This is a genomic window from Falsigemmobacter faecalis, from assembly GCF_003863335.1.
GTDB lineage: Bacteria > Pseudomonadota > Alphaproteobacteria > Rhodobacterales > Rhodobacteraceae > Wagnerdoeblera > Wagnerdoeblera faecalis.
This window is the reverse complement of sequence record NZ_RRAZ01000008.1, coordinates 29,951-49,653: the sequence shown is the minus strand read 5'-3', so window position 1 is coordinate 49,653 and position 19,703 is coordinate 29,951. Positions and strand designations below refer to the sequence as shown.

The window sequence follows — 19,703 nt, the reverse complement described above, 5'->3', positions numbered from 1 at the left end:
CATACTTCAGCCGTCTGCACTTCGGCGATATCAATGTGGAAGAAGCCCATCGGGTAGCGCTTGAACTTCTGCCGCCTGGGTTTGTCGCCGCTGACATCCTCCAGCGTTGAGGTCCCGTGCCGCTGTAAACACCGATGAAGGGCCGATCTGCTGAGGTGCGGGATGCTGGGCTGGAGGGCATAGAGACAGTCGTCCAGGGACAGCAGAGTGTGGCGCCGGAAGGCCACCACAATAGCCTCTTCTCCCTCGGTCAGAACCGTTGAACGAGGCTCTTTTGGCCCCGTCTTCTGATTTCAACGGAAGTCCGCTTACGCCACTTGACGACCGTCTTCGGGTTTATCCCGAGTTCCCGGCTCAACTCCGAGAGCCCTCAGACCCGCCCTCGAACCGATGGCGGGCAGGTCTTCGACCTGCGATCACTGTATAGCAGCTCGGACGGCGTGCCCTCGCCATGGTCACTCGGACCAGTGGCGTGCCATGGCTCGATCGTGGCGCTTCCATGACGAATTTGTCCCATAGGGCATCCTTCCATTCCCTTGACAGGATCACACCATCAATCCGTGGGATCAAACACCTAGCATGGGTGCGCAAGAGGACCGATATGGCAGTGATCTGCTGCCGCCGCACCACATCCGTCCGAAAGACCGTCACTCTCGCATTGAGCGGGATTTTTTTGATAGCTGAGAGGAAATACATACGCTAGTATGTTCATAACTCATTTGCCCTGTCTTTCGGCTGGGCGACCCTTCCGTTTCTACAGCTTTGCTGTGAGGTCCCCTGATGGCTGGTGATAAAATCAGACCGACCGACGATCAGCCGCGTGCGGCCCAGCAGGCGGCCGCGCTGCAGCCCGGCCGCGCCGCAGTGCCTGAGCAGGCGGCATCGCGCAGCGGTGGCGATGGCTTTGTCGCCAGCATCACCGCGGCGACCATCGGCCTTGGTCTGGCCATGCAATCGCGCGCCGAAGCGGCGCCTGCCCCCGAGGACGGCCAGCCGGCTGAGGGTCTGACCGACGGCGCGCAGACCCCGCTCGCAGCTGAGGGCACGCCAGAGCCGGCACATCCCGAAAGTGATCCGCAAGCAATTGAAATCGCTCAGCTCTCTGAGGCTGTGGCGCTGAATGACCCTGGCAGCACTGCCGGGGTTAGCCCCCCGGTCGTCCCGGTTGAAACCCCGGTTGCGCCGCCGCCTTCGGCCTATTTTGCGCCCGCAAAGCCGCTGCGCGAAACCAGCGGTGCAGGCGATGCGCCGGTGCAGATCGCCAGCAATATCACCCTGCCTGAGAGCGACAGCCCCCTGATATCCGCGCTGCCGCGTCCGGGCGCAGGTGGCATGGACAGCGCTTCGCCGCAGCCCCCCCTGGCGGGCGGTATTCTGACCCCGGTGACCGGCGCTGTAACGGCGGTGCTGGCCCCGGTTGGCGGTCTGGTGGGCGATCTTCTCGGCCGCGACGGTGTGGTCGGCTCGATTGTGAACCCGATTCTCGGACCGGACGGTCTGGTCGGCAATCTGCTGGACCCGCTGCTGGGTGAGAGCGGGCTGCTCACCGGGGTGCTTGACGGCCTTCTCGGATCTGACGGGCTGCTGGGCGGCCTGACCGAGCCCCTTCTGGGAGAGGGCGGTCTGGTCGGGGGCCTGATCGGCGGGCTGACCGGGGGGGTGCTGAACCCGCTTTTGGGCGAAGGTGGTGTGATTGGCAGCATCACCGCGCCACTTCTCGGTGAAGGGGGGCTGTTGCCCGGCCTTCTGGCACCGCTGAGCGGCGCCGGCGGTCTGGTCGGCACGGTGACTGGGGCCTTCGGCGACGGGCTGATCAGCCCGCTGCTCGGTGAGGGCGGGCTGAGTGAGACGCTGCTTTCGCCGCTTCTGGGTGACAACGGGATCATCGGCGGCCTGCTGAGCCCGCTGCTGGGGGGGGGCGGCCTGCTGGCTGGCCTGCTGTCGCCGCCGGGCGGTGAAACCAGCGTGACAGCCGGGCTGGCGGACTCGCTGTCCGAGGGCATTCTGACGCCCGTCTTCGGCGAAAACGGCGCGCCTGGCCAGGTAGGGGCACCGCTGGTGGGTGCCGATGGTCTGGTGAGCGGTCTGCTCGGAACGCTTATCGGAGAGGGCGGTCTGACCACGCAGATCCTGAGCCCGCTTCAGGGTGCAGGCGGGCTCTCTGAAGCTGTTCTGGCGCCGCTGCCGGGCAATGACGGCCTTCTCGGAGGCCTGCTTTCGCCGCTGACCGGCACGGGCGGCACCCTTGCGGATGTGGTGACACCGCTGATCGGGCCGGAAGGGCCGCTGACCTCGGTTGTTGGCACTGTCCAGGCGGGCGTTCTTCAGCCGCTTCTGGGACCTGACGGGGTGGCCGGAACGCTGCTCGGCCCGATTGTCGGCGATGAGGGCGCGCTGCGCTATGTGCTGGAGCCGCTGGTCGGTGAAGACGGGCTTCTGGACCAGTTGTCGACGCCGCTGATCGGTGAAAACGGGCTGCTGCCGACGCTCCTCGATCCTTTGCTGGATGAGAACGGACTGCTTTCGGGTCTGCTCAATCCGCTTGTCGGCGGGGGGGGTATTCTGGACGTGACACTGACCCCGGTGCTCAACAGCCTCGGACCGGTTGGCCATGTTGTTGATTCGCTTTTGGGCGGTCTCTTTGGCGGGTGGCGCAACCGTGGATCATCACAGCAGGAAGCAATTCCCGTTCAGGATGCGGAAACGCTCTACCCTGACGAGAACTCTGACGCTGATGACTTCCTCAGCACCCTGATCGGCGATGCGGCGAGTGACATGCTTCCGGGGGATCATGACGCGCTTGCAGACCTGCTTGGCGCGCCCGATGCGGCATTTTTCGCCGAGCTTTTCAACGGGACGGATGGCATCGCCGACCGCGCTGAAACGGGCGGCGAAGATCTGCTCTCTGAGCTTCTGGGGCTGACCCTCACCGGCACTCTGGCAGCGCCCGGACTGCTCGAACCTGCGGTGCCGGCAGAGACCCGGCCGGATGCGGAACTCGATGATCTTCTCAATGAAATCCTTGACAGCGGTGAGCGCGCGCTGGCGGGCGTGGCCGATCCGCTGAGTGCCATTCTTGAAGATGTCGCAGGCGGCAGCGCGGCGGATTTGGGCGATCTTTTCGGTCTCGCGCCCTCCGTGGATGGCGCACTCCGGACCCTCTTCGGGGCGGCGGATGCAGAGGTGGAGGTCTATTCGGCCCTCGCCGATGCTGCGCTGCAGCCGGACCTGCAGTCAGAGGAGCAGCAGGGTTAAATCCCTCACAACCATTGAGGAATTTTTCCACTCCGGAAACAATGCTGCTTCCTCTCATTCATTAAAATCTCTAAACATTAAACTGTAACGCACCTTTTCCTGGGCGCTGCGCCCTGAAGTCCCGGTTTTGCCGGGATCCGGTGACGTATTGCCCGTTGACAAAGGAATTGTCGTGCGCCGAATTGTAAAACACATGACAAACGCTCTGTCGCTGTCTGCAAGGCCTGTGCAGCCGCGCACACTCCTCCGGAAGGGCAGTATTGCTCTGGTTGCAGCGGCGGTGGCTTTTTCGGGCTCTCAGGCGGTCGCTCAGACCGCGCTCAGCGAAGCGGTCCTCACCAGTTCTGAGCGGGATCCCGGCATCACAGCCCTGCGCCATAAAGTGGCCCGCCGCGGTGTGGAAATTGAGGCGGCCCGCGATGAGCGCTATCCCCGCATAGGACTTTCTGCCGATACCGCCACCACCTCGACCGACGGGCCGGGGGTGACCCTGACGGTGTCGCAGATGATTTTTGACTGGGGGCGCGTCAGCAGCACGATTGCCGCCGCCTCGCAGGACCGGATTGCCGCCGTTGCAGAATTAAAATCTGGGGTTGAGGAACTTTCTCTCGATGTCTCCGGTTACTTCATCGACGTCGAAGTGATTAACCGCAAAATAACCCACACGCAGGAGTATCTTCGGTTTGCAACGCGGATCTGCGATCACGCCGAGGCGAGAGCCCTGGCCGGAAGCGGCGATCTGGGAGAGGTCGCCCGCGCGCGGCTGGAAGTCTCGCGCACCGAAGAACGCCTTGTTCAACTGCAAAGCGACCGAAAACTCGCCCTTGCGCAGCTTGAGTTCCTGATGGGCCGCGCGTCGGGGGCGCTGCGCCCTGCACCCGACCTCGACTTCCTCCGCCGCTACAGCCGCAGCGATGCCGTGGCCTCTGCAATCCGCCTTGCGCCGAAGTTCATCGCGGCTCAGGCCGGGACCGGTCGGGCTGAGGCTGAGATCCAGCTCGCCCGCGCCGCGCGGCTGCCCTCCATTCGCCTTCAGGCCCAGGTGCGCGGCGATATTGACCGCGGCCGCACCCGGACCTCGGTCGGGCTCTCGACCGGGCTTGATGTCGGCATGGGGGCGATCACCGGCCGTCAGATGGAGGCTGCGCGTCTGGCCGCTGAGGCCGCAAAATCCAACCAGGAAGCCGTGCGCCGCAATCTGGCCAATGCCGTGCGCAGCGCGCTGGAACGCATCACGGTGCTGCGCGCGCGCGAAGCCTCTCAGGCGCGGCAGCTGGCGCAGGCCAATGATGTGCTTTCGGGCTATGAGGCGCAGTTTATCACCGGACAGCGCCAGCTGATCGACCTTCTGACCACCGGGCGGGATCTCTATGACGCCCAGGTGGACCGGATCGCCACCTATGAGGAACGCAAGCGTGCCGAATATGAAGCGGCCTTCGATCTGGGCGTGCTGGGCACGCTGATCCTGGCAAGCAGCAAAGGAAACTGACCCGATGGCCATCGCTCCGGACAGCGCCACTGCTGCAATTCTCCCCGAAAGCGATCCGGTTGTTCTCGGTCTGATCGAACTCTGCCGCGTCCATGGCATCACCGCCTCCGCGCAGCGTCTGACGGACGGCCTGCCGCGCGGCAAGGGCGAGGCGCTGAAGCCCGAACTCGCCGCACTTGCCCTGCGCCGCGTCAATATGAGCTGTCGGGTCAGCCATGAGGCGCTGAGCGCCCTGCCCGACTACAGCCTGCCGGCGCTGATCCTTTTGAAAGACGGCAGTGCCGTTGTGCTGGAGCGGATCCGCGGCGCGGACGCCCATGTGATCCTGCCGCAGACCGGCGGTGGCCGCGTCAGCTGGCCGCTGGCGGATCTGCAAAGCCGCCAGGACGGGCGCGTCATCATCTCAAAACCCATCGACATCGTCTCAGGCCGCCTGGATGATGCGAAGAAAAGCGGGCGCCACTGGATCATCGGGCCGGTGCTCGACAACTGGCCGGTGTACCGCGATGTGGTGATCGCCTCTTTTGTGGCGAACCTGCTGGCGATCGGCACGGCGCTTTTCTCGATGCAGGTCTATGACCGCGTGGTGCCGAACCAGGCCTTTGACACCCTGTGGATCCTCGCGAGCGGCGTCGGCATCGCCATTGTGCTGGAGATTTCGCTCAGGATCATGCGCGCCTCGCTGATTGATGTCTCGGGGCGTGATCTGGATCTGCGGCTCTCGTCGCAGCTTTTTGAGCATGTCTCCAGCCTGCGCCTGGCGCATCAGCCGAAATCGACCGGGGTTTTTGCCAACCAGGTCCGCGACTTCGCCACGGTGCGGGAGTTCTTTACTTCCGGCACCGTGACCGCGCTGTGCGACATCCCTTTCGTGCTGATCTTTGTCGGCGTGCTCTCCTGGCTCGGCGGGCCGATGATGGCGACGGTCTGTATCCTGGCGGTCGTCTTCAGTGTGCTTCCGGGCCTTTTGATGCAGCGCCGCCTTGGCGCCGCCTCGCGCGAAAGCACCCGCGAAGCCGCCGCGCTGAACGGTTTGCTGCTTGAAACCGTCTCCAATCTTGAGACCGTCAAAGCCGCCCGCGCCGAAGGGCGCCTGCAGCGCGCCTATGCCCAGCTGACCGCGACCATGGCCACCACGGCCGTCAAAAGCCGCAGCCTCAGCAATCTGATGACGCAGATTGTCTCCTCGGTGCAGAAGTTCTCTTATGCGGCGGTGGTCATTGTCGGCGTTTATCTGATCGACGCGGGCAGCCTGACCGTGGGTGGTCTGATCGCCTGCACGCTGCTCTCAAGCCGCACCCTTGCGCCTATGGCGCAGGTGGCGGGTCTGCTGTCGCGCTGGCAGCTGGTGAAAGCGGCGATGGAAGGCCTTGATAACATCATGAAGCTGCCGGTGGAACGTCCGGCAGACCGCGATTACGTCCGCGCACCTGCCATGGCGGGGTCGTATCGCCTTGATCAGGTGGAATACCGCCACGACCCGGATGCCGCCCCGGTGGTGAACATCCGCGAGCTGGCTATTCAGGCCGGCGATAAAGTGGCCCTTCTGGGCGGAAATGGTGCGGGAAAATCGACGCTTCTGCGCCTGCTGGCGGGCCTGACCGATCCCCAGGACGGCGCGGTTCTGGTCGACAACCTGGCGCTGAGCCAGATTGATCCGATCGACCGCCGCCGCCAGATCGGCTATCTGCCGCAGAATGTGGCGCTGTTTCAGGGCACTTTGCGCGACAACCTGCTGCTCGATCATGCGCTGCACAGCGACGAAGAGCTGCTGGCCGCCCTCGATGCCGTGGGCCTTGGTCCCTATGTGCGCCGCCATGCGCGCGGGCTCGATCTGCAGATCCACAGCAATGCCAATGTTTCGGGCGGGCAAAAACAGGCCATCGGTCTGGCGCGCGTCATCCTGCAGGACCCGCGCGTGGTGCTGCTCGATGAGCCGACCTCGGCCTTTGACCATGTGACGGAAGCGAAGGTGATCACCTTCCTGCGCGGCTGGCTTGAGGGGCGCACCGCCATCATCTCAACCCACAAGCGCGAAGTTCTGGGCCTGACCCGCCGCGCCATCGTGATGAAAGACGGCCAGGTCGCGCGGGACGGTGATCTGCTGCAGATCCTCAATGCCGCACGCTCGGGCAAGGTGGCACAATCGAGTGTCCAAGTCGTGTCATGAGCGACAGCATCAGCAGCAGCCATATCGACGGCAGCTATCGCCGCGCGGCCATGCGGCGGGCGAAATGGACCATCCGGCTGGTGTTTCTTTCCGTGGTGATCGCGATTGCCTGGGCGGCGCTGGCGCAGATCAATCAAATCACCCGGGGGGACGGCCGCGTGGTGCCGATGCGCCGCATGCAGACGATCCAGAGCCTTGAGGGCGGCATCCTGCGCGAAATTCTCGTGCGCGAAGGCGATATCGTGCGCGAGGGTCAGACCATTGCCACGCTCGACCCGACCCGCTCCCGCGCGGCTTTTCTGGCCGCACGCAGCGAGATCGACTCCCTTCAGGCAGAGGTGACGCGGCTTGAGGCCGAAGTCATGGAGGCCGAAACCCTCGATTTCGGCCCCGAGCCCACCCTGGCCGAGCAGACCGAGCTGCGGCTCTTTTCGGCGCGGCGCACCCGGCTTCTGGCCTCGCTTGCGGCGCTGAAAGATGAACGCCAGGCCCTGCAGGAGCAGTTCGACATCACCAGCCCTCTGGCAGAGCGCGGCGCCGTCAGCCGGATGGAAACGCTTCAGCTGCGCCAGAAGCTGGCCGAGATTGACGGGCGCATCAATGAAGCCCGCAACGGCTATGTCCAGGACAGTTACCGCGATCTCGCCGCCCGCCGCGCGCGTCTGGCGACCCTGCAGGAAGAGGTGGTGCGCAAGGAAGATGAGCTGTCGCGCACTGTGGTGAAAAGCCCGGTTGAGGGGCGGATCAACAATATCCAGATCACCACCATCGGCGGCGTTGTGCAGCCCGGTGAGGCCTTTATGGAGATCACCCCGTTGGACGATCAACTGCTGATTGAGACGAAAGTCCTGCCCCGCGATGTCGCCTTCATCGCGCCCGAGATGCCCGCCAGCGTGAAGATCACCGCCTATGATTTCGCGGTCTATGGCGATCTGCGCGGCGTGGTCACCCAGATCTCAGAGGATACCGTGGAAGAAGACACCCCTTCGGGCAAACAGAACTTCTACCGCGTGATGGTGCAGACCGAGCGCAGCTATCTTGAGCGCTTTGGCGAAGAGTTTCCGATCCGTCCCGGCATGGTCGCCCAGGTCGATATTGAAAGCGGCACCCAGACGATCCTGAGTTATCTCACCCGCCCGCTGCTGCGCGCCCGGTTGCGCTGAGGAGCGGAAGTTTTGCCGGAATATCTGATGCTGAGATCTGCCCCCGTCGCTGCCGCGCTGCTCGCGGCCCTCACCCCTGTTGCCCCGGCCCTCGCGCAGGAGAGCGGCTTTCGCAGCTACGCGACGGCCGAGATCCGCGGCGCTGAGTTTATCCCCGAAGCCGATATCCGGCAGACCTGCGGCGAGCTGGAGGGGGTGGCCCTTGATGCGGTGGATCTGGCGGCGATTGAAGACTGCCTGATGTACACCGGCGTCTTTGAAGAGGTCACCCTGACCCCCCAGGGCGATGTTCTGCTGGTCGAAGTCCGTGAAGTTCCGCTGCGCCCCGGCCGGATCGATGCGGGTCTGGCCTGGAGCAATGACTACGGCCTCAGCGGCACGCTGAATTATGAGCAGCTCAATCTGATCCCCGGCACCTGGCTTGCGGTCCGCAACACCTGGAGCGAGGATTATAAAGCCTATCAGTTCAGCCTTTATGCGCAAAAACCCAGCCTGGCCGGGTTGAAATTCGCCCTCGATATCGGCGGCACCCGCGAGCGCTATGGCGATCTGGATTTCTCTGCCCGCAGCGATATCGCAGAGCTCTGGGCGCTCTGGGAAGCAGATCCCGCGCTGAGCTTTGAGGGCGGCATCGGATATCGGGATCAGCGTCTCTACGACGTTCAGCCCGGCGCCAGCCCGCTTTTGCGCCAGGAGGCGGGGGCGGTCAAAGCGCCTTTCCTGCGGTTTGCCTTCGACTATGCGACCCCCGCCGCCCCTGAGGGCGCGGAGGAAGGCGCCCGCCGCCCCCGCGCAAGCCTGCGGGTCGAGAGCTATCTGTGGAACCTCGGCACCGGCCGCAGGCTGAGCGAGCTGCGCATCGAGACCGCCTACCTGCAGCCGCTCGGCTCCGATTACCGCGTCACGGCCGCTCTGCGCGGCGGGCTGGTGCGCGGCCTCGGCGGGGCGCTGCCCAACGCCCAGGACCGCGGCTTTGCCGGTGGCGAGACCCTGCGCGGCTTCGCGCCCCGCGGCCTCGGCCCCATCCACCAGGGCAGCCGCCTTGGCGGCGAGCGCTGGCTGAGCGCGACCCTTGAGATGCAACGCCGCCTGCCGGTGGATCTGGCCAAGGGTCTGACGGCGGGGGTGTTTCTTGATGCCGGCACGGCCTGGCGTCTGTCAGACAGCCTCGGGGGCGTGATCGACGACACAGCGCGGCTGCGCACCAGTCTGGGCCTGTCGCTGAGCTTTGATGTGAGCAATGTCCCGGTCTCGCTTTATATCGCAACCCCGCTGAAAAGGGTCACCGGCGACCGCAGACAGGTCTTCGGCCTCTCCGCTGCCGCACGTTTCTGACCGGGGGCCCGCCGGGTGTGGCGCAGACCTGCCCCGACCTTCCCGGCCCTGATTGCAGAGTGTCACTGAGGCATGCCCCACCTGCGCGGTCAATTTTCATTGCCGATTGACCGATGTGGCCCATCCTCCATCGCAGCGAGCGACGGCGGGGCAAACGGTGATCGGCCCTGGGGCTTTTGACTGCCCTCCGCCAAATGACGCTTCGGAAGATGCCCCGTCACATCTTTCCGTCGCACACCCCCATCGGGACCTATGTGCGTTTGATACGATCGACCCCCGGTTCGCGGGGCCGCAACGCCGCAGGCCCGATCCGCTTACAGGGAAATTGGCCCGCGGGCTCAGGACAGATGGCGGACGGGCCTTCGACCTGCGAGATCCTTCGGGCCTGCGGTTGAGCCGATGGCGGGCAAGCCCTCAGTTCGCATGGCCTGGGTGGTCATGGCGCTTTGATGCAGCATGAAGCCAGGGGATACACTTGAGAAGGCAGGGCCCTTCGGCTTTGGGTCTGCAGATCAGAGGGCTGATGCGCATAAAACGGGGGGTCTGTTCAAAACAGGCGGCTTCCGAGCCCGCGCGGTGCACGGGACCGGCGGGCCTTCAATCCCTGACCGCCTCAAGGCACGGGAGCCTTCGGTTTTTATCACCCGCGGGCACGCGCAAACAGATGAGCGCCCCTGCCCCCGACAGGCAAACCTCCAGTGTCAGATCAGCTTGCGATCCCGCGCGGCGATCACGGCCTGGGTGCGGTTGCTGACGCCCAGCTTACGGCAGACCGACTGCACATGCATCTTCACCGTCGGCTCTGCGAGCGACAAAGCCGCGCCGATTTCCCGGTTGGGCATGCCTTCGGCCAGCAGTTTCAGCACGCTGAATTCGCGCTTCGACAGGGGGGACGAGGGCTCCTCGGGGACGGCTGCGCGCATTCCGATCAGCTCTATCGGCAGATAGCGCCCGCCCCCCGCCATGAAGCGGATCTCATTGGGCAGGTTCTTCAGCGAGGCGGTTTTCAACACGATCCCCGCGCCGCCCATGGCCATGGCCTCCTCGACGACGCGCGCGCTCGGGCTGCTGGTCAGAATGCCGACGGGGCGGCCGGCGTTCTTCTCAATCGCTTTTGCCAGACCGTTCAGACCGTCCATTCCGGGCATATCGAAATCGACCAGAGCCAGATCGAAAGGCCCCTGCGCCTCCATGGCTTCAAGGGCGCGCGGCAAATCCGGGACCGTGCTGACCTCAATATCGGCGACGCCATTAAGATACATCGCCAGCATCTCAAGGATCATGGCATGGTCATCGGCGATCAGCAGGCGGATCACAGCGGTCTGGTTCTCATTCATTCTTGTGACCTCTGGCACATCCGTTGGCAGTCATTCTGAGCGCGCGGCCATGTCCGGGCAAAGCCTTGAAAAGCCTTACCTCTGTGACAGGGCAGAGCGGAGTTCGGGATACAGCATTCCGCAGAGGCGCGACAGATGGTTTCGTCATGATGGAAGCTCTCCGATCGCCTGTTCCGTCCGGTTGAGTGCATCAACCAGCAGACGGCACAGCGGCTCAAGTCGGGGATTCGTGACGGCGACCTCTGCTTCCGCCTGCCGCAGCACCCGCTCAACCGCGCGCAGGCCCGTCAGCCCACAGGCTCCAGTCGCGGCATGAAGGCGGCGACCGGTATCGGGGCCCGGGCCATCGCGGCGCAGCTCCGGCAGCACCTGGCGCGCCTCGCGCAGCGCGCGGAGCATAAAGCCACGTGCCGGCTCCACCCCGATCTGCGCGATCAGGCTTTGCGTGACCTCCCCATCGAGCGGGCGGTCCCCGGCAGGGCCGGCAGCGGCGGCGCGCGGGGCCGCCGGAGCGGCACCGTTCAGCACGGCCGTCAGCCCCGCCGCCAGATCATCCGCCTGGATCGGCTTTTCCAGCACCGTCGCCATGCCCGCGCGCAGGCAGGCCGCCCGAATGCGGTCATCGGCATGGGCCGTCAGCCCCACAACCGGACCGCGCCAGACCAGGGCGGCGGCGGCATCGCCGTGGCTCAGCCGGGCTGCAAGCTCGATCCCCGTCATCCGCGGCAGGGTCACATCCGTCAGCACCAGGTCGATCCGGGTGGCATATTCCACCCGCGCCAGCAGCGCGAGCGCCTCCGGGCCTGAGCCGACGGCGGTCACCTCAGCCCCCGAGTGCCGCAGCATATGGCTGATCCAGTCGCGGCTCGACGGGCTGTCTTCGACCAGCAGAATCTGTCGGGCTGAGAGCGGCAGCGGGCGGCCCCCCGCGCCCTGCGCTGCGGACTGCGGCAGGGCGGGGGCGCGTGGCAGGGTAAAGGTGGCGGTGAACACCGTGCCGATCACCCGCTCTTCGCTTTGGGGCGGCAGGGCGGCCCCATCGGCACCGCGGTCCGCGACCGTCATTTCACCGCCCAGCTGACGCAGCGCATGAGCAAGCACACTCAGCCCCGCCGAGGGGCGCTGATCACTGCCCGAGATGTCGCGCCCCTCCGCATCCGCCTGGCGCGACAGAGCCTCGGCCAGCCGAGCGCGGTGCTCAGGCGGCAGTCCGCCGCCCTCGTCAGAGAGTTCCATCCGCACGCGCCACAAATCGCCCCCGCCATCCGTCAGCGGCAGAGCGGCGCTGAGCGCGGCCGCACTCAGCCGCAGCTCAACCCGCCCGCCACCGTGGTTGACGGAATTGTCGATCAGATTTTGGCACAGCGCGCGCACAAAGCGCAGCGGCCCGTGCAGCGTCAGATCGGCGGGGGTGTCGAGGGTCAGCACCACCTCTGTCGCCCGGGCTGCGGCAATCGGCTCGACCAGGGAGACGAGGGCCGAGACCTCCTCAACAAGGCGGAAGTCCTCGTCAGGCTGCCCGCCGCGCAGGCTCTGCTCACCGCGGATCACCGAGAGCACGTTTGAGACCTGATCGAGCGCCAGTCCCGCCGCCCGGCGCATGCGCTGCGCCGTTTCTTCCGTGAGGCCCGGCCCGTCGCTGCGGGTCAGCGCCCCGGCGGAGGCGAGCAGGGATTGAATCGGCGTGCGCAGGTCATGGGCCACCCGCATCAGCGTTGCCGCCCGTGCCCGGTTGCGCAGCCAGGTCGATTCCTGATCGCTTTCCGCCAGGCGCAGCAGAAAGCCTTCGGCGGAGCCCAGCGGCACATGAACCACCTCGCCCTCAAAGCAATGCGCCTCCTGCTGCCAGCGCGCCGCCGCACTGCCCGAGCGGCGCGCCATGGTGCAAAGCGCCTCCCAGTCGAGGTGCTGCAAAAGGCCGTCGCGGTCGATTCCAAGGCGCTGCGACGAGAGATTGGCCAGAAGGATTTCGCCCCGCGCACTCGCCAGCGTGACCGCGCGGCGGTCGGTCACCATCACGCGGGCCAGTGCCTGAAGAATGGGACGGGCGGCCTCTGCCTGACGCTGACGGTCGCGGGCGGCGGGGACCTCTGGGAGCGTGGATGGCAAGGGCAGATCTCCTGAGCATCGGGCGGTCATCGGCGGTTCCGGCGCTGTCGCAACGCCAGCCGGGCTATTGTGATCTGCCCGCCCGAACCGGACAAGCGGGATCTGAGGCCCCTGGGGCGTGCCGTCCGTTGAAGAAGTCCGGACCTGCGCGTCTGAGATATCATCACATACTATGGTATCGAGATGAATAGATAAACATACTTATTACTGTGCTTCCCCCAGGGAAACGGCAGCAGCGGTTAAAGGAACGCTTATTCCCGGCGGTGTGGATCCCGTGGAGACGCCTGCAAAGCCAGGGCTACGGTCAGTTGACGCCGTGTCGGGGTCTGCGCCTCAAACTGACCGGCAGAGACGCAGATGCAAAGTGAACGCCCGAATCCTGGATGCACCTCTGCGTCAGGCGCAGCTATCCTGGCGCGGCCGATCGGAGACAGGAAAGGAAACGGGTTCCGCCCCTGCAGCGCCTGTCTGCGCGCCGGCCCGTCCGCGGCCGCGCCGATCCCCGGATACTCCCGACAACACCAGCCCGATCAACGTGCCAGCCCCCGGACACGCCTGAGCACAGAGCCGAGCCCCCGATCTGCGGCTTCACCGGGGCGGTGACCGCCGGTGAAGCCAGTCTCAGCACACACAGAGGATGGCCTTATCGGGCGGGAGACAGCTGCAGCAAGCTGGTCTGCAGAGTTTCATTACTGAAATAATTTACCGAAAAAGTTTTGGAAACTGGCGTAGTTGCTATCTAAAATCGGCCTGCCGGGAGGCAAGCGACACAGGTCGGCTATAAGATTCGCCCCAGAGTCCGAATATAAATTCAATATATTATCATTATGTTACAGTTAAAACCTATAACATAAGCGGGAAAATCTCTGTCAAATCCAGGATCACGCCCGGTTCACGAGAAATCCAGCCCGCCCCGAAATCTCATTAATAATTCGAAGAAATAGCGGAATTTTTCTTGACGCCGCGGCAGGATCCGCTCTGATGCATCCTGCACATATCAGGTAAGAGTCATGCCGACTGAAGCTGCCGCCTCCCGCTCTGCGACCCTGCTGACACTGCCTGGCCTCTCGGCGGCAGTTGAGATCCGCTATGATATCTGGGGGGTGCCGCATGTCACCGCCGGCCCCGAGCGGGACCTTTTTGTCGCCAACGGCTGGATCCATGCCCGCGACCGTCTGTGGCAGATGGATGCGGCGCGCCGCCGGGCGCTTGGCCGCTGGGCGGAATGGGTCGGCGCTGAGGGCCTCGCCTCGGACCGCCTGATGCGCAAACTCGGGATTGAGGCGGTGTCGCGGGCGGATTATGCGGCGCTTTCGGCGCAGACAAAAGCGATGTGTGAGGCCTATAGCGCGGGCGTGAACGCCTTTATCGCGGCGGGTGATCTGCCACCGGAATATGCGCTTTTGGCCGAGACCCCTGAGCCCTGGGAGCCCTGGCACTGCGTGGTGGTCATGCGCCAGCGCGGCCTGTTGATGGGATCGGTGTGGTTCAAGCTCTGGCGGGCGGCGGCCTATGCGGTGGCGGGGCCGGAAAACCTGCATCTGCTGCGCTATGAAGATGGCGGCATTGAAGAATTTGTCACCCCGCAGGATCGTCAGCAGCCGCGCTGGACGGCGGCCCTGAAGGATCTGGCCCCGGCCATTGAGGGGCTGCAGGCGCTTTTCCCGACGGATGTCACCGGGGGCGGGTCGAACAACTGGGCGATCAATGCGCGCCATTCGACGACGGGGATGCCGATTGTGGCGGGCGATCCCCACCGCGCCTATGAAATCCCGGCGATGTATACCCAGGCCCATCTGCGCTGCGACAGCTTTGCGGCCCTGGGGCTGACGATGCCGGGCGTGCCGCTCTTTCCGCATTTTGGCCATAATGAGGATATGGCCTGGTGTGTGACCCATGCTTTTGCCGATATCCACGATCTTTACGTCGAGGATTTCCGCGGCCAGGAGCCGGGTCATTACCGCACCGCCACCGGCAGTGCCAAAGCGCGCCTGCGCAAAGAGGTGATCGGCATTCGCGGCGGTGCAGAGGAAGAGATTGAGATCTGGGAGACCGCCAATGGCCCTCTGATCCTCGGCAGCCCTGGCGAGGGTGCGGGGCTGGCGCTGAAATCCATGCAGCTGCAGGCCGGGGACACTTCGCTCGATTGTCTGCGGCCCATGGTGTCGCAAAAGACCGTCGCCGCCTTTTATGATCTGATGGAGCCCTGGGGGCTGATTGATCACAACCTGGTGGCGGCGGATCGCCAGGATACCATCGGCGTTCAGGTGCGCGCCCGCATCCCTGAACGGGACCGCAAAAACGGCTGGCTGCCGGTGCCGGGCTGGGATCCGGCTTTCGCCTGGCGCGGGATCATCCCCTTTGCGCGGATGCCGCGCGAGGAGAACCCCGGCTCAGGCATCATTGTGACGGCCAATAACCGCACGGTGCCGGAAGACTGGCCGGATTATATCTGCACCGACTGTCATCCGAGCACGCGGGCAAAGCGCATCCGCAGCCTGTTGAGCACGGGGGCGAAATTCTCGCCCGCGGATATGCTCGATCTGCTTTATGATCATTCCTCGGCTGTCGCTAAAGAATTTGCCGCCCGCTTTCTGGCCCGTCTGCCCCAGGCGGGGCCGGGGAGAGAGATGGTCCTGGCGCTGCAGGGCTGGGCGGGGGATATGGAGGCCGGAAAGCTTGCCCCCACCGTCTATTACACCCTTCGGCAGCAGATGACGCGGATCCTGGCCCGCCGCTCGGGCCTCGATCAGGTGGCGGGGCAGGAGATCGCGAAACTGCCGCCCGGCATCTCTCCTTTGACGCATCTGTGGTGGGCCCTGCCCGACCAGCTGCGCCGCGATGACACTTCGCTCTTGGGCGGAGCATCTTGGGATGAGGTGATCGACCAGGCGATTTCTGAATGCGCGGAAGGCTTTCTGCCCCGCCCCTGGGGCGAGGCCCATCGCCCGGTCTTTGCCCATCCGCTGACCGCACAGTTCAAAGAGGCGGCCGGTTTTGCCCCGGCTTCGGCACCGGTCTCGGGCGATGGCGACTGCGTGCTGGCCACCGGGGCACTGCCCTCGGGCGGGCTGGTGGCCAGCTATGGGCCAGTTGCGAAATATATCTGGGATCTGTCGGACTGGGACAACTGCTCCTGGGTGGTCTTTCACGGCGCCTCCGGGATTCCCGGCGACGCGCATTACAGCGATCAGAACACCCCCTGGTCGCGCGGCACTCTGGTGCCGGCGCCCTGGTCTGACGATCAGATCCGCGCCGCCACCCGCCAGCTTATCACATTGAACCCGGCATAAGACCGGGCTGACTTCGGGGTTCCGGCACCAGGCCCGGGCCCTGTCTGACGACACATCAGGGAGACAACGGAAATGACCTACGCCTTGCGTCAATCGCTCGCTGCTGCCCTGCTGGCCGGGACCGCGCTTTGTGCAGCAGGACCTGTGCTGGCAGAGGAGACGCCGAAAACCGGCGGCACTCTGATCTATGCCACCAATGGCGGTCCGGGCCATCTGGATCCGCATGCGGGCTCGGCGCTGATTGATCTGGAGGTCATGCATCAGATCTATGAGGGTCTGCTGACCATTGATGCCGATTACAACACCGCCCCCATGCTGGCCGAAAGCTATGAGTTGAGCGCAGACGGGCTGACGCTGACCTTCAAGCTGCGCCAGGGCGTGAAATTCCACGACGGCTCGGTGATGACCTCAAAGGATGTCAAAGCCTCCTATGAGCGATATGGCAAAGTCAGCTCCAATGCCTCGCTGCTGGCCGATGTTGCGGGCTATGAGATCCCCGACGATCACACCTTCATCATCAAATTCAAAAAGCTGAATGCGACCTTTGTCGATGCGCTGAAATCGCCGGTCTATCCGGTCTCGATCCTGCCGGCCTCTCAGGCGGAAAAACCCGCCCGCGAAGCCGAGATGATCGGCACCGGCCCCTTCAAAGTCGGCGAATGGCTGCGCGACAGCCATATCATCCTTGAGAAATTCGCCGATTACAGCGTCGATCCGCGCCCGACCTCGGGCTATGCAGGCGAAAAGAAGGTCTATGTTGACCGCGTTCGGGTGAATTTCCTCTCCGAGACCACCGCGCGGGCCGCCGCCCTGCAGACCGGCGAGGCCCATGTCGTAAGCCCCATCGGGCCGCAGGCGGTCAAGACCCTCTCCGGGGTCAGTGAGGTCAAACTCGTTGAGATCGTGCCCTTTTGTCAGCAATATCTGATCGTCAACACCCAGCAGGCCCCGACCGATAAATCGGAGATCCGCAAGGCGCTGCGCACGGCCGTCAATGCCGAAGACATCTCGATCGTCGCCGGGGATCCGGCCACGCTCAATGGCTCGATGTCCTATCCGGGCGGGTTTTACTATGATGAGGCCCAGGCCTCAGCCTGGTATAACCTCAATGATCCCGACAAAGCCTCGGCCATGCTGAAAGAGGCGGGCTACAGCAATGATGAGATCGTGCTGCAGACCAATACCAATTATGACTATATGCGCGACAGCATTGTCCTTCTGGATGAGCAGCTGCAGGCGGCGGGCTTTAATTCGCGCGTGGATGTCACCGACTGGCCGACGCAATCGGCGAATATGAACACCGGGTCGGGCCGCTGGAACGTGGCGACCACGTCGTTTTGTTCCAACCCGCTGCTCGGGCCGCAACAGTGGCGCTCGGTGGTCTATCTCTTCCCGCAGCTTAAATCTGAGCCGGTGATGGATGAGAACTACGCGAAGATCTATTCCTCGCTTGACCCGCAGGAGCGCCGCACCGCCTGGCTCAACATCGAAAAGCAGATCCTTGATGAAGGCTATATGATCAAGATCGCCAACCGCGCCTCGGTGCGCGGCTACCGCCCCGAAGCGGTGGGCGGCTACCGCGAGTATTACATGAACTTCTTCTGGGGCGTCTGGATGCGTTAAGCGCCGCCCCCCTTCGGCCCGCACAAAGGCGGGCCGGAGACTGTCCTGACATTCTTTGCCCGCGCCGCACCCGCGCAGGCGACCGAGCCTCTGACGGAGTGCCCGATGACCTGGCTTATCTTAAGACGCATCGCCCAGGCCGTTCCGGTCATGCTGATCGTTGCGATCCTGACCTTCCTTTTGATGAAAATGCTGCCCGGAGATCCGGCGATCCTTCTGGCGGGAGAGGGCGCGGACCCCGATAAAATCGAGGCGCTGCGCCGCAGTCTGGGCCTTGATCGCCCGCTGCTGGTGCAGCTTGGCTATTGGCTGCTGAACCTTGTGCAGTTTGATTTCGGGATCTCGCCCTTCCTCAATCAGCCGGTTTCAGAGGCGATCCTTGAGCGCATTCCGGTGACGCTTTCGGTGGCGGTGGTGGCCTTTGTCATGACGCTGCCGGTCGGGATTGCGATGGGGGTGGTGGCGGCCTATTGGCGCGACAGCTGGATTGATACCACGGTGATGTCGCTGGCGCTTGCGGGCGTCTCGGTGCCGAACTTCTGGCTGGCCATTCTGGCGGTCATCCTGTTTTCCGTGACGCTGGGCTGGCTGCCTTCGGCGGGCTATGTGCCGATGCGCGAAGGCTTTTTCCCCTGGCTTCATGCGCTGATTATGCCGGCCGCGGTGCTGGCGCTGTTTCAGATCGGCTATCTGGCGCGGATGACACGCTCGGAGATGCTGGAGGTGCTGGATCAGGATTATGTCCGCACCGCCCGCGCCAAGGGCGTGACCGAGGTCCGCACCGTCAGCAAACATGCCTTTCGCAATGCGCTGGTCTCGGTGCTGACGGTCTCGGGCTATATCTTCAGCCTGCTGGTCGGCGGCTCGGTGGTGATTGAGCAGATCTTTGCGCTGCCGGGCATCGGGCGGCTGCTGGTTCAGGCGATTATGGCGCGCGATATCGTCGTGGTGCAGGGCAGCATGCTCTTTCTCGGCTTTCTCTTCGTGGCGATCAATGTGCTCGTCGATATCCTTTACACCATCGCCGATCCGAGGGTGAATTATGACTGACGCCCCGGTAATTTCCGCCCTCCCCGCGGTGGCTCACAGCCCCGCAAGACTGGCGCTGCGACGGCTCTTGCGGCACCGCTCATTCCGGATCGGGGTGATCCTGCTGCTGGTTTTGATCCTGGCGGCGGTGCTTGCGCCCTGGATCAGCAATGGAAAACCCAATGCCACTTCGGTGCGCGTTCGCTTTACGCCGCCCTCCTGGGACTATCCCTTCGGGACCGATAACTTCGGCCGCGATATCTGGACAAGGGTGCTTTACGGCGCCCAGGTCTCGCTTTGGATCGGGCTGACGGTGGCCATTCTCTCGGCGATCTTTGGCGCGATTATCGGGGTTTGCGCGGCCTGGTTTCGCCGCCTCGACAGCCTGCTGATGCGGGTGATGGATGCGCTGATGGCCTTTCCGGCGATCCTGCTGGCCATGGGGGTCAGCGCCGTGCTGGGGCCGCATATCAGCTCGGTCATCATTGCGCTGACCTCAGCCTATATCCCGCGTTGTGCGCGGATCGTGCGCGCCTCGGCCCTGGTGATCCGCGAGCAGGATTATGTTGAAGCGGCGCGGATCGCGGGCGGCTCTGATCTGCGGATCATTCTGCGCCATATCCTGCCCAATTGCCTGGCGCCGCTGCTGGTCACGCTGACCTTCATCTTTGCCTATGCGATCCTTGCCGAGGCCACGTTGAGCTTTCTCGGCATCGGCACGCCGCCGCCCCATGCCAGCTGGGGAAATATCGTGGCCCAGGGCCGTGATTTCGCGATTGAGGCCTGGTGGATCATGCTGTTTCCGGGTCTCGCCATCAGCATCGCGGCGCTCGCGATCAATCTGCTGGGCGACGGGCTGCGCGATGTCCTTGACCCGCGCCTGAAAATTGAGGGCTGAGC

General features: G+C 64.3%; 11 protein-coding genes and 1 pseudogene. 9 read left to right on the top strand and 3 right to left on the bottom strand.

The window, feature by feature from the left end:
• Window positions 1-8: 8 nt before the first annotated feature.
• Window positions 9-358 (bottom strand): annotated as a pseudogene (locus EG244_RS21450) (IS481 family transposase); the annotation flags it as partial.
• A gap of 422 nt (window positions 359-780) precedes the next feature.
• Between EG244_RS21450 and EG244_RS06970 the strand changes: the two are divergent.
• From EG244_RS06970 to EG244_RS06950, 5 genes are all read left to right on the top strand, one after another.
• On the top strand, window positions 781-3,255 hold the full coding sequence (locus EG244_RS06970) for a hypothetical protein (protein WP_124964293.1): 2,475 nt from the start codon (window positions 781-783) through the stop codon (window positions 3,253-3,255).
• Window positions 3,256-3,448: 193 nt separating this feature from the next.
• Entirely contained in the window at window positions 3,449-4,744 is a 1,296-nt protein-coding gene (locus EG244_RS06965; protein WP_124964292.1) for a TolC family protein, read from the top strand.
• Window positions 4,745-4,748: 4 nt separating this feature from the next.
• The gene (locus EG244_RS06960; protein ID WP_124964291.1) at window positions 4,749-6,914 is read left to right on the top strand and encodes a type I secretion system permease/ATPase; all 2,166 of its coding nucleotides are present in this window, start codon (window positions 4,749-4,751) and stop codon (window positions 6,912-6,914) included.
• Entirely contained in the window at window positions 6,911-8,077 is a 1,167-nt protein-coding gene (locus tag EG244_RS06955) for an HlyD family efflux transporter periplasmic adaptor subunit (protein WP_124964290.1), read from the top strand. Before EG244_RS06960 ends, EG244_RS06955 begins: the two co-directional genes overlap by 4 nt.
• A 27-nt stretch (window positions 8,078-8,104) precedes the next feature.
• Window positions 8,105-9,412 carry a BamA/TamA family outer membrane protein gene (locus EG244_RS06950; protein ID WP_124964289.1) on the top strand — a complete coding sequence of 436 codons (1,308 nt, stop codon included), beginning with the start codon at window positions 8,105-8,107 and terminating at the stop codon, window positions 9,410-9,412.
• A gap of 701 nt (window positions 9,413-10,113) precedes the next feature.
• On the opposite strand, the gene EG244_RS06945 is transcribed toward EG244_RS06950, so the two are convergent.
• A complete protein-coding gene (locus EG244_RS06945; protein ID WP_124964288.1) occupies window positions 10,114-10,749 on the bottom strand; it encodes a response regulator transcription factor in 636 nt (211 codons plus the stop codon).
• 144 nt (window positions 10,750-10,893) lie between these two features.
• Window positions 10,894-12,858: a hybrid sensor histidine kinase/response regulator gene (locus EG244_RS06940; RefSeq protein WP_158617261.1), complete on the bottom strand. Its 1,965-nt coding sequence runs from the start codon at window positions 12,856-12,858 to the stop codon at window positions 10,894-10,896.
• Between the two features lie 1,010 nt (window positions 12,859-13,868).
• On the opposite strand from EG244_RS06940, the gene EG244_RS06935 reads away from it, so the two are divergent.
• From EG244_RS06935 to EG244_RS06920, 4 genes are all read left to right on the top strand, one after another.
• Complete coding sequence (locus tag EG244_RS06935) at window positions 13,869-16,151, top strand: penicillin acylase family protein (RefSeq protein ID WP_124964286.1); 2,283 nt, start codon at window positions 13,869-13,871, stop codon at window positions 16,149-16,151.
• Between the two features lie 72 nt (window positions 16,152-16,223).
• Window positions 16,224-17,774 (top strand): ABC transporter substrate-binding protein, encoded by a 1,551-nt coding sequence (locus EG244_RS06930; RefSeq protein WP_124964285.1) that lies wholly within the window; start codon window positions 16,224-16,226, stop codon window positions 17,772-17,774.
• 105 nt (window positions 17,775-17,879) lie between these two features.
• Window positions 17,880-18,824 carry an ABC transporter permease gene (locus EG244_RS06925; protein WP_124964284.1) on the top strand — a complete coding sequence of 315 codons (945 nt, stop codon included), beginning with the start codon at window positions 17,880-17,882 and terminating at the stop codon, window positions 18,822-18,824.
• On the top strand, window positions 18,817-19,701 hold the full coding sequence (locus tag EG244_RS06920; protein ID WP_124964283.1) for an ABC transporter permease: 885 nt from the start codon (window positions 18,817-18,819) through the stop codon (window positions 19,699-19,701). The genes EG244_RS06925 and EG244_RS06920 overlap by 8 nt, the downstream gene beginning before the upstream one ends.
• Window positions 19,702-19,703 lie beyond the last annotated feature (2 nt).

What these genes read in the sequence shown, in the direction of transcription:
- EG244_RS06970 (WP_124964293.1), top strand. Translation starts at nt 781, where the DNA reads ATGGCTGGTGATAAAATCAGACCGACCGACGATCAGCCGCGTGCGGCC.
- EG244_RS06965 (WP_124964292.1), top strand. Translation starts at nt 3,449, where the DNA reads ATGACAAACGCTCTGTCGCTGTCTGCAAGGCCTGTGCAGCCGCGCACA.
- EG244_RS06960 (WP_124964291.1), top strand. Translation starts at nt 4,749, where the DNA reads ATGGCCATCGCTCCGGACAGCGCCACTGCTGCAATTCTCCCCGAAAGC.
- EG244_RS06955 (WP_124964290.1), top strand. Translation starts at nt 6,911, where the DNA reads ATGAGCGACAGCATCAGCAGCAGCCATATCGACGGCAGCTATCGCCGC.
- EG244_RS06950 (WP_124964289.1), top strand. Translation starts at nt 8,105, where the DNA reads ATGCTGAGATCTGCCCCCGTCGCTGCCGCGCTGCTCGCGGCCCTCACC.
- EG244_RS06945 (WP_124964288.1), bottom strand. Translation starts at nt 10,749, where the DNA reads ATGAATGAGAACCAGACCGCTGTGATCCGCCTGCTGATCGCCGATGAC.
- EG244_RS06935 (WP_124964286.1), top strand. Translation starts at nt 13,869, where the DNA reads ATGCCGACTGAAGCTGCCGCCTCCCGCTCTGCGACCCTGCTGACACTG.
- EG244_RS06930 (WP_124964285.1), top strand. Translation starts at nt 16,224, where the DNA reads ATGACCTACGCCTTGCGTCAATCGCTCGCTGCTGCCCTGCTGGCCGGG.
- EG244_RS06925 (WP_124964284.1), top strand. Translation starts at nt 17,880, where the DNA reads ATGACCTGGCTTATCTTAAGACGCATCGCCCAGGCCGTTCCGGTCATG.
- EG244_RS06920 (WP_124964283.1), top strand. Translation starts at nt 18,817, where the DNA reads ATGACTGACGCCCCGGTAATTTCCGCCCTCCCCGCGGTGGCTCACAGC.